Origin of the sequence: Tetzosporium hominis (assembly GCF_002265435.1) — a bacterium.
Taxonomy (GTDB): domain Bacteria; phylum Bacillota; class Bacilli; order Bacillales_A; family Planococcaceae; genus Chryseomicrobium; species Chryseomicrobium hominis.
The window spans coordinates 1-639 of sequence record NZ_NOKQ01000177.1; the positions used below are offsets into that span (position 1 = coordinate 1).

Genomic DNA, 639 nt, shown 5'->3' on the forward strand with positions numbered 1-639 from the left:
AGGTCGCACGGGCATGCCTTCGTGAAGACGAGTTCATCAAGGACATCTATTACGGATTACAACATATGCGATTTGTATTGAAGTCGACTACATCTGGACAAGCTTCTCGTCGTCTGAAAGAGTGGATCGACCGTTTCATGTTTCATCCATGTGGGCCGCTGGCCAAGATTGCGAAAGCTGTTATAGTGCGTCAACGTGAGATGGAAAACACAATACTCTCGCCTTTCTCTAACGGAAAAATAGAAGGTACAAACAATAAAATCAAGCTAATCAAACGAAGAGCTTTCGGGTATCGTAATCTGAATAACTTCTTCACGAGGTTAAAACTTGAACTAGGAAGCTCAAAATAGCAACCACGAGTTATGGTGATGAACCAGTGTTCTTAGCCTTGATAATAGTCTTAGGTTATACTACTAGTAATATCATTAAATTATTTAAGAATATTTTAGCGAAATATTAGAAAGATGGTGCCTATCACCGGAACAAACCAGAAAATACGCTACAAATGTATAGAAATACTTAAAGACCCTTGCTTTTGCAGGGGTCTTTGAGTATTTATAACGTAAGCGTCAAATAGTGAACACGTTGTTTCTTATTAAAGAAAATGCCGGTCAAAATCAGAAGTTGATTTTGACCGGC

General features: G+C 38.8%; 1 protein-coding gene. It reads left to right on the forward strand.

The genetic code is table 11. The annotated features are described in order from the left end of the window. Positions 1-350 (forward strand): transposase (locus tag CF394_RS03610; RefSeq protein ID WP_165767443.1); only part of this gene is annotated, 350 nt, incomplete at its 5' end. Between the last annotated feature and the right edge of the window lie 289 nt (positions 351-639).